This is a genomic window from Methylobacterium sp. AMS5, assembly GCF_001542815.1.
Classification (GTDB): domain Bacteria; phylum Pseudomonadota; class Alphaproteobacteria; order Rhizobiales; family Beijerinckiaceae; genus Methylobacterium.
In genome coordinates, this window is sequence record NZ_CP006992.1 from 2,466,225 (window position 1) to 2,481,976 (window position 15,752).

The window sequence follows — 15,752 nt, forward strand, 5'->3', positions numbered from 1 at the left end:
CGCGAAACAGTCCTCACTCGGCATGGCCGGCAAAAGCCAGAATACGGTCCTGCATCTGGTCGGATTGCAGCAGGTCGGCGCGCATGCGCCCGTGCAGCCGCTCGGTGCGCCACTGCGCGTGGCGCAGCAGGCGCGCGCCGAAGACCCGGCCCCGCTCGGGGCCGAGCAGCGCCATGATGCGGCGGGCGAGCCCGCGGCTGATGATGCTGCCATCCAGCAGCGGATCGTCGAGGGAGAGGATCGCCTGGAAACAGCCCGGCTCGCCCTGGCGCCCGCTGCGGCCGGCGAGTTGGTCGTCGATGCGCTGCGCGTCCTGCCGTTCGACCATGATGACGTGCAGGCCGCCGCTTTCGGCCACGCCAGGGCCGAGCTTGATGTCGGTGCCGCGCCCGGCCATGTTCGTCGCCACCGTGATGCGGCCGCGCTGCCCGGCCTGCGCCACGATGGCCGCCTCCTGCCCGTCCTGGGCGGCGCTGAGCACCGTGTGCGGCAGTCCGGCTTCCGTGAGATATGCGCTCGCCCGCACGGAGGCCCCCACCGAGCGGGTGCCGACCAGAACGGGGCAGCCCTTCGCATGGAGTTTGGCGATGCGCGCCGTCACCCGCCGCCATTTCGCCGCCTCGTCGGGAAGCACCTCGTCGGGCAGGTGGCGCCGCTGCACCGGCCGGTGCGTCGGGATGCGCACCACCGGCAGCCGATAGACCGTCCAGAATTCGGCGGCGACGCCGCGGGTCGTGCCGGTCATACCCGCGAGCCGGGGATACCGGCGGAAGAAGCGCTGGTAGGTCATGCGGGCCAGCGTCGAGCGGGCGCCGGAGAGTTCGCAGCCCTCCTTGTGCTCGACCATCTGGTGCAGGCCGTCGCTCCAGCTCCGGTCCGGCATCACCCGGCCGGTATTGGCATCGACGATCACCACCTTGCCGTCGCGCAGGATGTAGTGCTCGTCCCGGTGGAACAGGTGCAGGGCCGAGAGCGCTTGGCGCACCAGCCCCTCGCGTGTGACGCGCCCGCGCCAGGCCGAGGCCTCGCCGCGCCCGTCGCTCGTGGCGAGACCCGTGATCCGCTCGCGGCCGGCATCGGTGAGGATGATCCGGTGCTCGGCCGCCTCGATCCCGTAATCCTCGGGGTTCTTCAACTCCGCGGCGATCTCCATGGCGCGGGCGAGCACCTCCGTGCCGAACTGCGAGCCGGCCGGGGCCGAGATGATGAGCGGCGTGCGCGCCTCGTCGATCAGCACGCTGTCGGCCTCGTCGACGATGGCGAAGTGCAGTCCGCGCAGGCGGAGCTGGGCGAGCCGGCTCGCACTCGCGTGAAGGCTTTCGAGCTTGAGGCGTACGTCGCTGGCGCGCTGGCCCAGTGCGATGCGGTCGCGCAGGTAGTCGAAGGCGAGGTCCTTGTTGGTGCAGTAGGTGATGTGGCAGCCGTAGGCCTGCGCCCGCTCCGGCTGCTCCTGCTTCTCCTTGATGACGCCGACCGTCAGACCCAGCGCGGCGTAGAGCGGACGCATCTCCTCGGCGTCGCGCTCGGCGAGGTAGTCGTTGACCGTGACGACGTGGACCGGAAGGCCGGCCAGCGCCGCCGCGCCTGCGGCCAGCGTCGCCGTGAGGGTCTTGCCCTCGCCGGTGGCCATCTGGGCGACGCGCCCGTCGAGGATGGCGGCAGCACCCATCATCTGCACGCCGTAATGGCGCTGCCCCTTCACCCGTCCCGACATCTCGCGGATCAGCGCGAAGGCCTCCGCGATGTCGGCGTCGCGAAAGGTTTTCCGGGCGCGCAGAGTGCCGGTGATCGCCCGAATGCGGAAGTGCAGCGCCTCTTCGGACAGCTCGGCGATGTCCTCGGCCTGCGCCAGGGCGGCGCGGGCGATCCGCGCGTAGCGGCGGGCGGCCCAGCCGGCGAGCCCGACGCGCACGCGGCCGATCACCCGCGCGGCGGCCTGATCGAGCCGGCTCGCCTTGAGCGGTTTGCGCTCGGAATAGGCGCGGGCCGGCGGCACGCGGAAGGCGGTTCCGGGCGCCGAGCCGGCGGAAAGGGCGAGGGGGTCAGACACGGAACTGGCTCAGGAACACCTGCCGCAGGCTGCGTAGCGCGCGCCACGCGATCGGCTCCGCCCCGTGATCGAACCGGATATAGACCCGTTCGCCGAGCACGTTGAAGGGGAGGCCGCCGGCGAGCTGGACGTCGAAGACGAAGATGCTCTGGAGCGCCACCGGCTTCTGCGGGTTGCTGGCGTCCACGGCGATGATGCCGCCGCCCTGCGTCGCGAGGGCGAGACTCGGGATCTCCTGCTGCGCGCCGGGCACCTCGCGCAGGATCGAGCCGGCGCGCACTTCCTCGGGCTTCTCGGCCAGCCGCGCGGCGACGCCCTGCGTCCGGCTGCGGATCAGGTCCACATCCGTCTGCGGCACCACCACCCGCACCACGGGGTCGTCGGCGGTGAGCACGTAGCCGATGCGTTCGCCCCGGCGCAGATACCGCCCCGGCAGATCGACGGCACCCGGCACGATCAGCCGGCCGGCCTGGGACGCCCGCACGATGAGGCCGGCCTGCCGCTCGCGGTAGACCCGCAGGATCTCCTGCGTGCTGGCGATCTGCTCCTGGAGGATCTGCGCCTGCACCCGGTCGCCGAGCCGGGCGGCGTCGTAGCGCAGGCGCAGTTCGGCGAGCTGCGCCTCCAGCACCGCGACGCGGCTGTCGAGGCTCGGGTCTTCGAGCGTCGCCAGGGCCTCGCCGGCCTGCGCGTCGCGGCCGGGCTCCACCAGCAGCGTGGTCAGGATGCCGTCGGTCTTGGTGCGGATCTGCGTGTCGTCGGGCGCCCAGACGACGCCCTGGGCCATTGTCGTATAGGGCAGGGGCACCACGAACAGCAGGGCCAGCATCGCACCCGTGGCGACGCTCGTGAGGGTCACGGCGCGGCTCCGGCGCCGGTTCAGCTTCGGATCGGTGAGGATGAACTTGAGCCCCTTCACGAGGGGCGAGACGACGGTGCCGAACAGGGCGAGCCCGGCCAGCAGCACGCCGAAGACGAAGTACTGCGTCGCGATGAAGCTGGCGATCGCGATCGAGACGGTGGTGCGGTAGACGAAGGCGGCCACCGCGTAGACGAACAGCCAGGGCCGCTCGCCGTCCGCCGTCACCGGACTCTTCGCGCCCTCGATCTTCAGCGCGTAGCGCTCGATCAGGTAGAAGACGTAGCGGTTGGCCCGCGAGCCGAGATTCGGGATCTCGATGAGGTCGGCGAAGATGTAGTAGCCGTCGAAGCGCAGCAGCGGGTTGCCGTTGAACAGCAGCGTCGAGACGCTGCCGATCACCATCACGTTGAAGGCCGCCGCGCGCACGAGGCCCGGCTCGGCCGTGGCCCAGACGATGGCGGCGAGGCCCGCCAGGAACAGCTCGACGAAGATGCCGCCTGCCGCCACCATCATCCGCTGCCACTTGCTGGGGAAGGCGGCGGAGGTCGAGGCATCGACGTAGGGCGCCGGGAACATCACGAGCAGCATGATGCCGACCTCGTGCACCTCGCCGCCCCAGGCCTTGGCGGCGCAGGCATGCCCCGCTTCGTGCAGGGCCTTGATGACCGGGTACAGGCACATCATCAGCGCGACGTTCTGCGCCGAGAGCATCTGGCCCGCGACGTCGCCCGTCAGCTCCCCCGCGTGCAGTCCGGCCACGACGAGGCCGGAGATCACCACTGCGAGCCAGACCGCGAGCCCCCAGACCGAGAAGAGCGGCCGGAAGTAAGGCGCGAGCCGGTCGAGCAACGGATCGGGGTCGAAGAGCGGGAAGCGCAGGGCCAGCGGGTTCTTCACCCGGGCGATCAGGGTGCGGCGCGCGGTCGATTCCGAGCGCTCGGCGAGTTCGGCGAGATCGGGCGGCAGGTCGCCCTGGAGCAGGTCCGAGCCGTGGAGCTGCGAGATCAGGCGGATCGTGTCGTCCTGGGTCGGCGGGTCATCCTCGTTGCGGCGCGCGGCCGCCTCCCATACCTCGTGCAGGGTGCGGCGCCCGTCCATCATGCAGAGGATCAGGTTGGCGGCCGGCGAGAGGCGGTGGAAGCGCCCGGTCTGGTGATCCTGAAGGACGTACCAGACCTCGCCGCGAAAGCTCTGCCGGTGGATCTCGGCGTGGCGGCGCAGGCGCGGGCGCAGGGCCGCCACGCGGTACCACGATTGGCTGAACAGGGACTGGGACATGCCTCAACCCCTCACGGCCACCAGTGCCAGAGGGCGAGGCGCACCCAATCGACGATCGGCCGGGCCCAGACCCAGGCGAGCAGCCGCCGGTCGACATCGACCTTGGCGATGCCCTCCATGCCCGGCCGCAGCCGTGTGGCGCCGTCCTCGATCCGGCCCTCGACCCGGAACAGGTTGCGGCCGTTCTTGGCCTCGGCCACGGGGGTGATGGTCTGGATCGTCAGCACCTGCGGCTGGTCGGGCAGGGAGGTCGCGAGCACGTGCCCGGTCTGGCCCTCGCGCAGGTCGGCGATCAGGCGCTCGTCCACGCTGAGGACGACGCGGTAGCTGTCGAGCGGGGCGATCTCGAACAGCACCTGTCCGCGGCTGATGGCGCCGCCGATGGATTGCGAGAGATCGCCGGAGACGATCAAGCCGTCGAAGGGCGCGGTGAATTTCGAGCGGGCGATCTGCTCGTCGAGCAGGCGGATCTGCGCGTCGGCCTGGTCGATCTGGCTCTTCACCACGTTGATCGTGGCGGGCTGCCGGGTGGCGAGCGCCTTGTCGTACTCGTAGGTGCGCTGCTGGCGCTCGGTGACCCAGCGCAGGCGCTCCAGGGCGAGATCGCGGTCTTCCAGGGCGGCGAGGAGATCGCCCTTGCGCACCGTGTCGCCGGCGCGGTGCCCCGCGGTCTTGAGATAGCCGTCGTAGGAGGCGACGACGGAACGGCGCACGAGGCCCTCGACGCGGGCATCGGCGGTCACGCGGTAATCAATCTTGATCACCGAGAGCGCCAGGACCACCGCCAGCGCCGCGGCGAGGCCGAGCTTGAGCCCGGTATGGTTCGGGCCGAAGATCAGCCGCGCGCCGTTCATCACCGCGTCGGTGGCCTTCAGCACCAGCCAGCGGTCGTTCTGCCGCTTGTCTTCCAGAACCGGGCCGATGGCGGCGGCGCAGGCGCCGACCTGCTCCACGGTCTCCAGGCTGAACGGCTGGTCGGCGGGCCGCTCCAGAGTGATGGCACCGACGAAGCGGTCGTCCACGAGCATCGGCACGGTCAGCACCCGGCCGCCATATTGCAGGCGGGCGAGGTCGGCATGCGCCGTCGTGACGGTGGCTTCGTTCTCGGGCGGCGGGAATAGGATCAGGCTGCGCTGGTCGATCGCCTCGTTCATGCAGGCGCCGAGGCGGCGCACGAGGTTCATCTCGCGGCCGAACTGCGCCGAGTGCGAGATCGCCGTGATCCGGGCGCTGCCGCGCCGCACGAAGCCGATCGCCGCGCGCTGGCAGGAAAAGGCGATGGCGAGGTCCGTCACCGCGGCGGTGCAGGCGGCGGAGAAGCGCGATTGCTCGAGCACCCCGGCGAGCAGGTCGAGAACGGAGCGCGAGCGGGCCAGCGTCCGGCGCTCGCCCCGCCCAACCAGCTCGGCCTGCTTGGCGACGAGCCACGCACTGCCCCACTGCACCTGACGGATCGCGGCGCGCAGCTCGTCCTTGTCGAGGCTGTCGAGGGCGAAGGCGGTGACGGCGAAGCACGCGTCGTCCAGAACCAGCGGCAGCGCGATCCACGCCCCCGGCCCCTGCGGCGCGGCACCCGGATGCGGCCCGGCCTCCGCCATCGCCTGTACGACCGGGCGGTTCTCGCGAAAGGCGGCCTCAGCGGTCTCGCGCAGGCCGGCTTCGCACTCGGACTGAGCCGGGAACACGGCGAGCGGGGCGAGCCCCACCGACGTGCCGGGAAGCAGGACGCAGGCCCTCGGGGCGCCGAGCATCGGCGCCTGGAGCGTGAGCCACGCTTCCGCCGCCGTCTGAAGCGTGTGGGAGGTCCGGAGCACCTGCCACAGGGCCGGCTCCAGCAGTGAGAGGCGCGCGGCCGCGCCCGCTGCGGACACACCCGCCGCGGACGAGCCCTCCACCGCCAAACGCTCGCTCATGGCCCCCGGATTCCTTGAATGACGGCGCTCAGGGTCTTGTTAGGGAAAGGGCCGCACCGCCACGCCGTTCGGCGCGGCGGCGGAGCCGGATGGTCAGGCGTCGAGGTCGAGGCGCCCGTGCCGGTTCTCGTACTCGGTCAGCACGCCGCCGAGGACGGAGTGGAGACGCTTGGCCGCGAGCGGCGTGAGGATCACGCGGTTCGAGAGATCGACCACCACGCTCTCGGTCTCGGCGAGGTTCCAGGTCCGGTTGGTGCCGAAGAACAGATCCACCTGCTCGCGGGTGCCCTGCACGTTCACGACGTTGGCGAACTGCGTCGACATGCTGTCTTCACGCCATTCGATCGCACGCACCTGATCGGCGGCACCGGGCTTGCTGCTCTCGCTCACGACTGCTCCCTCATCTGCGCGCATCACCGCACGACGTTTCCTCGGGCTCCTCGACATCACCGCCGGGCTGGTTCGCGAAGCCTAAGTCCTCGTCAAGACATTGCACGAATAAAGCCGTCGTTGAACGACGGCTTGCCTTGCCAACCCAGCGAAACCAAGTCGCCTTGCATTTATGGCACACAGGGCGATAGGAGCTATTGCACGGTTTGTGCGATTCGATCACGAATGGAATGTGGCGGCGGCAATGGCCACGAAGAAAAATGCGTTGATCCAGCGTCTCAATTCAAAGCCTCCTTCATTCCAGAGGTTTGACCGGGTCTCGCGCCGCAGCCTGAGCTTGGCGTCACGCTGATGCCGGATGGGGGAGGGCGCGGGACGTCGGAGCCGGAAGTGCCGGGCCCGGCATTTCCGCGCGTGGACCGCTTCCTCGAAAGCGAGGCCGCCGCGCACGCCCTCAGCTTCGCCTTCACATCCGGGCTGATCGACCGGCTCGCCCGCCGCTCGGACATTGTAGCGGCCGGATTGGCCGATGAGTTTCGGCTCGAGGGGCCGCAACTTGCCTGCCTGACCGGCCTCCTTGTCGGCGCCGGGATCGCCGCCGAGCCCGCGCCGGGCCGGATCGGGCTGAGCGAGGCGTTCCGCGCCGTGCTGCCCTGCCGCGACCTCATCGAGGCGAAGCTCGCCTTCGCCGCCGCCGCGTCCGAGGATCTGCGCCGGCATTTTCCCGCCTTCGTCGCCGACCTGCCGGCCTTCATGGCGGCCTCGCGCACCTTCGAGCTGTTCCGCTACGACCGCTGCTTCGAGATCACGCCGGACAACCTCGACGCGACCCGGCGCTGGGTCGCCTACACCACCTGCCTGACGCGCTATGAGGCCGGGCCGGGCCTCGACCGGATCGAGCCCGGTCTGCATCGGCGTCTGCTCGATCTCGGCGGCAACAGCGGCGAGTTCGCCGCCCAGGCCTGCCGCCGCGCCCCGAACCTGACCGCCACGGTGTTCGATCTGCCCGTCGTCTGCGCGCTCGGCCGCGAGAACCTCGCGGACCGGCCGGAAGGCGCCCGCGTCACGTTCCAGGCCGGCGACATGCGGCGCGATCCCCTGCCCGAGGGGCACGACCTCGTGACCTTCAAGTCGGTCCTGCACGATTGGCCGGCCGAGGAGGCCCGTGCCCTGCTCGAGCCCGCCGCGCGCGCGCTCGCCCCCGGCGGGCGTCTCGTGATCTATGAGCGGGCACCCATGGCTCTGCGCGAGCGCCCCCTCGGCTACGTCCAATCCGCCGACCTCGTGTTCCAGCCCTTCTTCCGGGATGCGGACCTCTATACCGAGACGCTGGCCGCTCTCGGCTTCGTCGATTGCACCGTCCGCCGCCTCGCGCTCGAAACGCCGTTCCACCTGATCGAGGCGCGCAAGCCCGGCGGTGCGCTGTGAGCGCGCCCTTCGTCCTCGCCGTCAGCGGACCGCCGGGCAGCGGCAAGACCACGCTGTCCCACGCTCTGTCGGAGCGCTTCGGCGGCGCACCGGTGCTCGCCTACGACGCCTACGAGGAAATCACCGGTTGGCCGCCGGAACGGGTGGCGGCGTGGCTCGCGGGCGGCGCGCCCCTCGACGCGGTGCCCGTACCGGGGCTCACCGAGGATCTGGCCCGGCTGCGGCGCGGTGAGCCGGTGCCGGACCGGGAGCGCGGCGGCACGCTGCGCCTGTCGCGGCGCGCGGCGCGGCCCGTGATCGTTCTCGACACCCTGCTCGGCCGGGCCCATCCCGGAACGGGGGCACAGATCGACCATCTGGTCTGGCTCGATCTGCCCCTGGACGTCGCGCTGGCGCGCAAGCTGCGCAGCTTCACCGCGGCGGCACGGCGCGATTCGACGGCCGCCCCCGGGCTTCTCGAAGCGCTCGATGCCTATCTCGGACGCTACGACGCCCTGCTGCACCCGACCTACGCGCTGCAGCGCGAACGGGTCCGGCCGGCGGCGGACCAGATCCTCGGTGCCGGCACGCTCGCCGGGCACCTCGCCGCCATTCAGTCCGAAATCCAATCCACTCTCCACGCCACCCTTACGGCCGTCCCGACGCCGACGGCGTGAGGGGCGACGCTCGCGGAGCCGACAACTCGATGTTCAGGTCCGAACGCTCCGCGCCTCCGCGCTTGGTCGTTGCCGGCGGCGGTCCCGCCGGCTGGATGGCCGCGCTCTATCTGAAACGCGTCCTGCGCCGGGCGGGCTGGACGGTCACCCTCGTCGGGTCGGCCCCGGCCGCGGGGGCCTCCGCCGCCCTGGCGACGCGCCCGGCCTTCACCCGCTTCCTCACCGGTTTCGGCATCGACGAGGCGATCTTCATGCGCCGCTGCGCGGCGACCTATCGGCTCGCCAGCCGCTACGACGACTGGTTCGCCGAGGGCCAGGGCCACTGGCATCCCTTCGGTGCCTGCGGCCCGCGGATCGCCGGCCGCGACCTGTTCCATTACTGGATGAAGCTTCGCCAAGAGAGCACCGAAGAGGGCGCCGAGGTCGAGGCCGGGAGCTACGCCGATTACGCACCCCAGGCGCTGATGGCGGCCGCAGGGCGCGGGCCCCGTCCCATGGCAGACCGGTCCTCGCTCACCGAATCCGGCGATTACGGCTATCACCTCGACCGGACCGCCCTCGTCCGTTTCCTGCGCGATTTGGCCCTCTCCGAAGGCGTGCGCGGGGTAGCCGGGCGGGTCCGCGAGATCGAGCGCGACCTGTACGGTGATGTCGGCGCCCTCGTCCTCGACGGAGGGCAGAAGGTCGAGGGCGACATCTTCCTCGATTGTACCGGTGCCACCGGGCAGCTCATCGGCACCGCGCTCGGCGAGGCCTGGGTCGCGGGCAGCGGCCCCGGAAACCGCGTGGCCCGCCTGTCCTTGCCGCGATCGCCGGAGGTGCCGCCCTTCACCGCCTATCGCGGCCGGGCAGAGGGCTGGACGGCATCGCTGCCGCTGGCCGACCGCACGGAGCACCTCTACGTCTACGATAGCCGGACCACGCCGCCGGATGCGGCGGCGGCCACCCTGCGATGCGCCTTCGATAGCGAGGCGGGCATCGTCGATGCGGAACTAAGGCACGGTCGCCGCGCCTCACCGTGGCAGCGCAACGTCGTCGCCCTCGGCGCGGCGGCCGGAGCGGTCGAGCCGCTCCTCGGCTTCGATCTCGATCTCGTCCTGGCCGGACTCGAGACCTTCCTCGCCACCCTGCCGCGCCAGGGGGACGGCGGTGACGTGCTGCGCCGTGCCTATGCCGCGCGCCTGAACCGCTTCCACGACGACGCGGCCGAGGCGGTGGCCGCGCATTACGTTCTCGGCCGCCGGTCGGAACCGTTCTGGGCGGCGGCCCGCGCGGTGACGATCCCCGACCGGCTCGCCGACCGCCTCGACCTCTACGAGTTGGCCGGACATGTCGCGTTGAGCGAGGAGGCGCCGTTCAGCGAGGGCGATCACTACCTCCTGTTCTCCGGTGCCGATTTCCTGCCGCGCCGGCCCTTCGCTCCGGTTGATGTCGCCGACGGCCGCGAGATCGCCCGACTGCTCGCCAGCATCCGTGCGCAGTCGGCCCAGATCGCCGAGGCGATGGCGCCGCATGGCCGTCTGATGGACGCATTGCACGGTAAGGTACCCGTCGCCGGGCCTTCGGTACGCATCGCGGCGGCTTCGGCGCCGGTCGGCCCGGCGGGTCTGCGCCGAACGCCGGAGGGCGCGCGTCTCGCCGATCTGGTGGCGGGGCTCGGCCAGCCCTTCGGCTACGAGCGCTCGGTGAAAGCCTCCCCGGCGGGACTGCAGACCGACCGCTTCCTCATGAGCCTGCACCGCGCGAGCCTCGGCCTTAAGCCCGAAACGACGCTCGACCGGCTGGCCGCCGGGCTCGGATTGCCGGAGCGGGAGCGCGCGGAGGCCGCCGGCCTGATCGGCGGGGCGGACATCCTCCATCTCGGCTACGAGGACGGCCCGCCGGGCGCGCTCTACAAGCTCTATGTCGAATGGTCGTCGCGCACTGACGCCGCCTGGACCGGAGCGGACGAGGCCGGCGCGGAGCCGATGCTGGTCCATCGCGCCTATAAGTGGACGCCTGGGGGAACGCATCCGCCCGTCGTCACCCTCTACCACTGGCCACGGGTGCGCGGCCCCGAGGAGATCGGGGCGCGGCTGAACCGGATGGCCGGCGAGTGGGGTGCGGCTGGCGCGCCCGCGCGCGACACCGCCCATGCGATCCTGCGGCTGGCGCAGGAGAGGGGGCGCGGTGCGGTCCACTATCTCGAAGCCCGCGAGGAGCCGGGACGGCGCCTGTCCTACGACCTCAACCTCTATGCCTGCGGCCTGACCGTGGCCGATGCGGAGCCGCTGCTCGGCCAAGCCTTCGTCGATCTCGGCGTGCCGCGCGAGGCGGCCGCAAGGGTCCTGAGAGAGAGGCTTCAGGAGACCCTGGGCCATGTCGCCGGCGGCGTCGGGCGGGACGGCCAGCCCTTCATCACCGTGTATTCCGGCGTCGCCGGCGGATGACCGGCCTTGACCCCGCCCGCCTGGAGCTGTCCGCGCCGGGTGACCGCTACGCCGATTACTGTCTGTGGGACTACGAGCCCGTCGGGCCGACGGCGGGACGCCTGCGGCAGGCGAGCCTGCTCTGGCACTCGCTGGCCTGCGCGGGCGCGGATCCGAAGCTGTTCGCGATCTGCGACGCGCTGCGCGACAGCCTCGGCCCCGGCCGCAGTGTCTGGGGCGCCAAGCTCCGGGACGGCGTCACCACCTGGGAGTTCTATTTCTACGACTACGGCCGGCTCGAGCGCACGGTCTCGATCGAGCGCGTGCTGGCGATCCTGGCGCCGTTCGCGCCCTGCGATCTGCGCTATGCGGGCGCGCGGCCCTACTTCATGTTCTCGCTCGACCTCGACGACGCCCTGGCCCGGGGCGAGCGGAGCTTTGACCGCCTCAACATCTATGTCGGCAATCCCGGCAGCAGCGTCTCGTCCGGTCTCAGCTACGGGCTCACTGCCGACGGCCTCGTCTTCGACAACCTCTACAGCTTCTTCGACGCGGCCCGCGAGCGCGACGCGATTGCGGCCAAGGCCGCCTGTTCGGCCCATTTCGATCTGCCCGGCCTCGATCTCGACGCGATCCTGTGGCCCGAACTGATGCGCTGCGGCGTCGTGGTCGTGGCCAACAAGCGCCTGTGCGACGGCGTCTATTTCTCGCGGGTGGAAATCGATGGCCTCATCGCCTTCCTCGACCGGCTCGCCTATCCGCCCGCGATCCGCGACTTCGTGCGTTCGGAGCGGCGGCGCCTGTCGCACCTGCTATTCGATGTCGGGATCGACTACGCGGTGATCGACGGCAGGCTGACCGTGACGAAGAGCGCGTATTACGGTCTGCTCTGAAGGGCTGGGACGACGCCATGGGACGCTACGACCACGCCGCCTACGTCTCCCTGACGATGGAGTTTCGCTGCAACCTCAAATGCGTCCACTGCATGATCGAGGGCACGATGGATCGGCTCGCGCCGGAATCGGACGCGCATTTCGAGGAGATCCTCGCCCTCAACGCCCGCGAGCGGCGCTGGAGCGGCCTGATCCTGACCGGGTCCGAGATCACCCTGCGGCGCGACCTGCCCGAATTGGCGCGCCGGGCGCGGGCGAGCGGCTTTGCGCATGTCCGCATTCAGACCCACGGCATGCATCTCGGCCAGCCGAGCTACTGCCGCCGGCTGGTCGAGGCCGGCGTCGACGAGTTCTTCGTCTCCATCGCCGGCAGCGATGCGGCGAGCCACGATGCGCTGACCCTGGTGCCGGGCTCGTTCGAGCGCGCCCTGCGCGGCTTGGAGACCCTCGACGCGATGGAGGGCGTCGAGACCCTCACCAACACCGTGGTCACCGAGCGGAGCTACCGCCTGCTGCCCGATCTCGTCACGCGGCTCGGCCATCTCCAGCGCCTGACCCAGATGGAGTTCTGGGTCTACTTCCCGATGTCCGAGCGCGACGAGAAGGGCCTCGTTGCCCGCCACGCCCACGTCCTGCCTCATCTGCGCGAGGCGGTCTTGCGCGCCCGCGCGCTCGGACGCGCCGTCGAGGTGAAGAACTTCCCCGAATGCCTGCTCGGCGATCTCGGCGATGCCCTCGTCAACGGCCAGCCCGAACTGCACATCGACCCGGATTTCTGGCGGGAATTCGAGCGCAACGGCTTCTATCAATGCGCCCACCGAGAGGCTTGCAGCTCTCGTGAATGCCTCGGCTTGAACACGGCCTACGTCGCGAAATTCGGGCTCGAAGCCGACCTCGTTCACCCGTTGCCCGCGCCCCGGCGGCAGGCCTGGAGCCGGGCTTCGGCTTGATCCGGCAGTGCCGCGTCTCCGGCACGCTTTTTTGAGGAGAGAGGCCGGTTCGCCGGCAAAGGACGCGTCGAAAACAAGGACTCTTCGGGACGATGCCCTATCGGTTCCCGAGCCGGGGCCACCAGTCGTGCAGGACGTCGAGATCGGCCCGCGCATCCCTCTGGGCGAGGGCCACCTGCTCGGCCCTGAACTCGCTCGCGGTAATGCCGAACTGGGCGCGGAAGCTGCGGCTGAAATGGACCTTGCCGCGAAACCCGAAATCGGTCGCGAGCCGGGAGAGGCGGCGGGTCTCCAGCGGGTCGCTGAGGGCGGCCCGGACCGCCAGGAGCCGCCGTTCCTGGACCGAGCGCATGATGCCGCCATAGGGGGCGAACATCCGGTAGAGGGTCGCGCGCGACACGCCGATCTCGTTGGCGATCATCTCCGGCGACAGGTCCGGCGAGGCGAGGTGGGTGCGGATCGTCTGCTCGGCGAGCGTGAGGTGACAGGTGGCGAGCGTCGGCGTCGCGGCGGTCTCCTCGGCGCGGGCGGGATCGAGCAGAGCGCGCAGGAAGTCGAGCGTCTGCGTCACGACCGCCTCGGCATCCGGTTCTTCGATGAGCGTGCTGCGTTCACGCAGCGCGATCAGATGGGCGGCCAGAAGCCGGTTGCGCCCCGCATCGAGCCGTGGCGGCAGCGGGTTCTCGGCCAGGCCCGGCAGCAAGGCCCGCGGGACGACGAGCGCGACCGTGTCCGACGAGGCCGCGAGCGTGTCGACCTCCTGGGCGAGGTCGATGATCGCGACCTGCGACGACCAGATCGTGGTTTGCTGCCCGTTGATGAAGCCGCTGAAACCGCCGACGTTGTAGAGATGGAAGAGGATGTGATCCGGCGTGCGGGCGATGAGATCCCGGTCGCGGCGGTAGCTCTGCGCCCCGAACACCACCCGTGCCACCATGATGTCGCCGATGACGGCACCGCTCGCCGAGCCGGTGGGGCTTTGCTGACCGGGATGGAAGGCCCGCGGCTCGAACAGGGGGCCGACGACGCCTTTCCAGATTTCGGCCGCGGTCCCGTGGGGCAGCCCGGTCGTGAGGTAATCCAGCCGCTGGAGTGAGGTCACGGGACAATCGACTTCCAAGAAAACGATCGGGATGCTTTTCCCATTCCGGCAATGCTCGCCGAAAGTCGCGGAAAAGAGGGTGACTGTGTGATCACGCCGTTCCTGAACGAAGTTTATCAACAATGATACGATTGATATTACTCAATATCCCGGCACAGATCGCGAATCCTCGCCCGTATCCTTGCCAAAATATCCTGGATTGGCTGCCGCCACCGAAGACGCGTACAGCTAAAGTCGCCCATTCAGGTTTCAAGAGCTGATGTGCTCATCAGTGATCGCTCGGGCGATCGAAGGGGGCATTCGCTGATGGCGACTTGCTGGTTTAAATTCGCTCGTTGAAATTACATCTTCTTTTTAATTCGCCAAAAACGAATTATAGAATTCGAAATTTGGCGTCTCTTCGAAGTGATCGCACGAAATTTGAAAAAATTTGACTGTTTTTCGTGATTGGCGAATTTTTAAGTGATGCTGCTTGTGTCGGTCATCGACAAGTATCGCACGCGCCGTTCGGTGAGGCCTGTCGATCGTGAAGCTTGGCTTTAGTGAGCCGCTGGTTTGTTGGAACGCAAGGCCCGGCTTCGGCACCGTGTCGAGCCGGGTACAGCCCTGTGACTCTTTTTTCGACGACCCCGATCGCGATTGCTTCCGAGCCCTGTGCCCCTGAGAATGGATGGCCAGGATTGATCCTCTCGAATGACGCCGTCGCGGCCGCGCTGGCGAGGTTGCATCTGAGACGCTGGATCAATCGAAAAAATGGAACCATCCCTCCGCAGCGAGGGGCCGTCCTGATATGCAGCAGCAGGCGAAGATGCGGGAATCGCACGAGCGCCGCAACGTGGGGTCGGAATGAGTAAGCAGCTTCTCATCTACGAGCGTGCCGTGCCGGTCACCCGGCAGCGTCACGGATCATGGTCCGTGAAGGCCGGTGCGTCGTTCGACTTCGCGCGCGGCGTCAATTCGGTGCCGCTCATGGTCGCCGAGTTTCCGAATTCGGCGGCCGAATATGCCATCGTGTTCGGCGGCGCTGCCGACGAGATCATTCCGGTGGCGCTCCTCGGCATTCGCGACAACGAGAACCTGTACGTATCCGAATCGGGTTCGTGGTCCGGTTCGTATGTCCCGGCCTTCCTGCGCCGCTACCCGTTCGTGTTTTCCAGCGACAACGCGAACGACGCCGATGCCACCTTCACGCTCTGCGTCGACGAGGATTTCTCGGGTTGCAACGACGAAGGCCGCGGCGAGCGCCTGTTCGACGCCGACGGCGAGCGTACACAGTATCTGCAGAACGTCCTGGGCTTCCTTCAGGCCTACCAGGTGCAGTTCCAGCGCACGAAGCTGTTCGTGAAACGCCTGCAGGAGTTCGGCCTTCTGGAGCCGATGCAGGCGCAGTTCACGCTTCGCAGCGGTCAGCGCTCGACGCTGTCCGGCTTCAGCGTGGTCAGCCGTGATCGCCTGAAGGCTCTGTCGGCCGAGCAACTCGCCGAGTTGATGCAGGCGGACGAGATGGAGCTGATCTACCTGCATCTCGCTTCGCTGCGGAACCTTGCGCCGATCGCCGAGCGCATCGGTGCCCCGGCCGAGACGGCGCAGGCGGACGAGACCGCCCCGGCTTCTCCGGCCGACTTCGAGACCTCGGGCAACGCCTGATCCCGAAGGGCTCCCGGTCGAGGCCGGGAGCCATGGGCCGATGCGCAGCCGCTGAGCGCCGGCCGAAATCTGAAAATCGCGGTGACAATGATCCCGGCGGCCCTCTTGCCTGCCGGGACGCTGTGTCTTTGCGCGCCAGGTCAGGCCGCGCAGGTTCCGGTTGGAGAGAGCGGCA

Annotated in this window: 11 protein-coding genes; 6 read left to right on the forward strand and 5 right to left on the reverse strand. The window is 69.4% G+C overall.

Annotated features, from left to right (window positions below; all coding sequences use genetic code 11):
* Positions 1-13 precede the first annotated feature (13 nt).
* The 4 genes from Y590_RS11170 to Y590_RS11185 form a co-directional block, all read right to left on the reverse strand.
* The gene (locus Y590_RS11170) at positions 14-2,050 is read right to left on the reverse strand and encodes a preprotein translocase subunit SecA (RefSeq protein WP_060769903.1); all 2,037 of its coding nucleotides are present in this window, start codon (positions 2,048-2,050) and stop codon (positions 14-16) included.
* Positions 2,043-4,190 carry a PqqD family peptide modification chaperone gene (locus Y590_RS11175; protein ID WP_060769904.1) on the reverse strand — a complete coding sequence of 716 codons (2,148 nt, stop codon included), beginning with the start codon at positions 4,188-4,190 and terminating at the stop codon, positions 2,043-2,045. Before Y590_RS11175 ends, Y590_RS11170 begins: the two co-directional genes overlap by 8 nt.
* A gap of 11 nt (positions 4,191-4,201) precedes the next feature.
* Positions 4,202-6,103: an efflux RND transporter periplasmic adaptor subunit gene (locus Y590_RS11180; protein WP_060769905.1), complete on the reverse strand. Its 1,902-nt coding sequence runs from the start codon at positions 6,101-6,103 to the stop codon at positions 4,202-4,204.
* A gap of 93 nt (positions 6,104-6,196) precedes the next feature.
* Positions 6,197-6,493, reverse strand: coding sequence for a DUF3467 domain-containing protein (locus tag Y590_RS11185; protein WP_003606160.1), 297 nt, complete (start codon positions 6,491-6,493; stop codon positions 6,197-6,199).
* Between the two features lie 390 nt (positions 6,494-6,883).
* Here Y590_RS11185 and Y590_RS11190 point away from each other — a divergent pair, with 390 nt between their 5' ends.
* From Y590_RS11190 to Y590_RS11210, 5 genes are read left to right on the forward strand one after another with little or no spacing between them, the layout of a single operon-like run.
* A complete protein-coding gene (locus Y590_RS11190) occupies positions 6,884-7,921 on the forward strand; it encodes a methyltransferase (protein ID WP_286161891.1) in 1,038 nt (345 codons plus the stop codon).
* On the forward strand, positions 7,918-8,577 hold the full coding sequence (locus Y590_RS11195) for a nucleoside/nucleotide kinase family protein (RefSeq protein WP_060769907.1): 660 nt from the start codon (positions 7,918-7,920) through the stop codon (positions 8,575-8,577). Before Y590_RS11190 ends, Y590_RS11195 begins: the two co-directional genes overlap by 4 nt.
* A 29-nt stretch (positions 8,578-8,606) precedes the next feature.
* Entirely contained in the window at positions 8,607-11,006 is a 2,400-nt protein-coding gene (locus Y590_RS11200; protein ID WP_060769908.1) for a tryptophan 7-halogenase, read from the forward strand.
* Positions 11,003-11,878, forward strand: coding sequence for a hypothetical protein (locus tag Y590_RS11205; RefSeq protein ID WP_060769909.1), 876 nt, complete (start codon positions 11,003-11,005; stop codon positions 11,876-11,878). The genes Y590_RS11200 and Y590_RS11205 overlap by 4 nt, the downstream gene beginning before the upstream one ends.
* Positions 11,879-11,895: 17 nt before the next feature.
* Positions 11,896-12,828 carry a radical SAM protein gene (locus tag Y590_RS11210; RefSeq protein ID WP_060769910.1) on the forward strand — a complete coding sequence of 311 codons (933 nt, stop codon included), beginning with the start codon at positions 11,896-11,898 and terminating at the stop codon, positions 12,826-12,828.
* Between the two features lie 97 nt (positions 12,829-12,925).
* Here Y590_RS11210 and Y590_RS11215 read toward each other — a convergent pair whose 3' ends face one another.
* On the reverse strand, positions 12,926-13,930 hold the full coding sequence (locus Y590_RS11215; protein ID WP_286161892.1) for a helix-turn-helix domain-containing protein: 1,005 nt from the start codon (positions 13,928-13,930) through the stop codon (positions 12,926-12,928).
* Between the two features lie 846 nt (positions 13,931-14,776).
* Here Y590_RS11215 and Y590_RS11220 point away from each other — a divergent pair.
* The gene (locus Y590_RS11220) at positions 14,777-15,577 is read left to right on the forward strand and encodes a SapC family protein (RefSeq protein ID WP_060769911.1); all 801 of its coding nucleotides are present in this window, start codon (positions 14,777-14,779) and stop codon (positions 15,575-15,577) included.
* Positions 15,578-15,752: the final 175 nt, after the last annotated feature.

Bases quoted from the DNA above. Each gene is read 5' to 3' on its own strand.
- Y590_RS11175 (WP_060769904.1), bottom strand. From the start codon at position 4,190: ATGTCCCAGTCCCTGTTCAGCCAATCGTGGTACCGCGTGGCGGCCCTG.
- Y590_RS11180 (WP_060769905.1), bottom strand. From the start codon at position 6,103: ATGAGCGAGCGTTTGGCGGTGGAGGGCTCGTCCGCGGCGGGTGTGTCC.
- Y590_RS11200 (WP_060769908.1), top strand. From the start codon at position 8,607: ATGTTCAGGTCCGAACGCTCCGCGCCTCCGCGCTTGGTCGTTGCCGGC.
- Y590_RS11205 (WP_060769909.1), top strand. From the start codon at position 11,003: ATGACCGGCCTTGACCCCGCCCGCCTGGAGCTGTCCGCGCCGGGTGAC.
- Y590_RS11210 (WP_060769910.1), top strand. From the start codon at position 11,896: ATGGGACGCTACGACCACGCCGCCTACGTCTCCCTGACGATGGAGTTT.
- Y590_RS11220 (WP_060769911.1), top strand. From the start codon at position 14,777: ATGAGTAAGCAGCTTCTCATCTACGAGCGTGCCGTGCCGGTCACCCGG.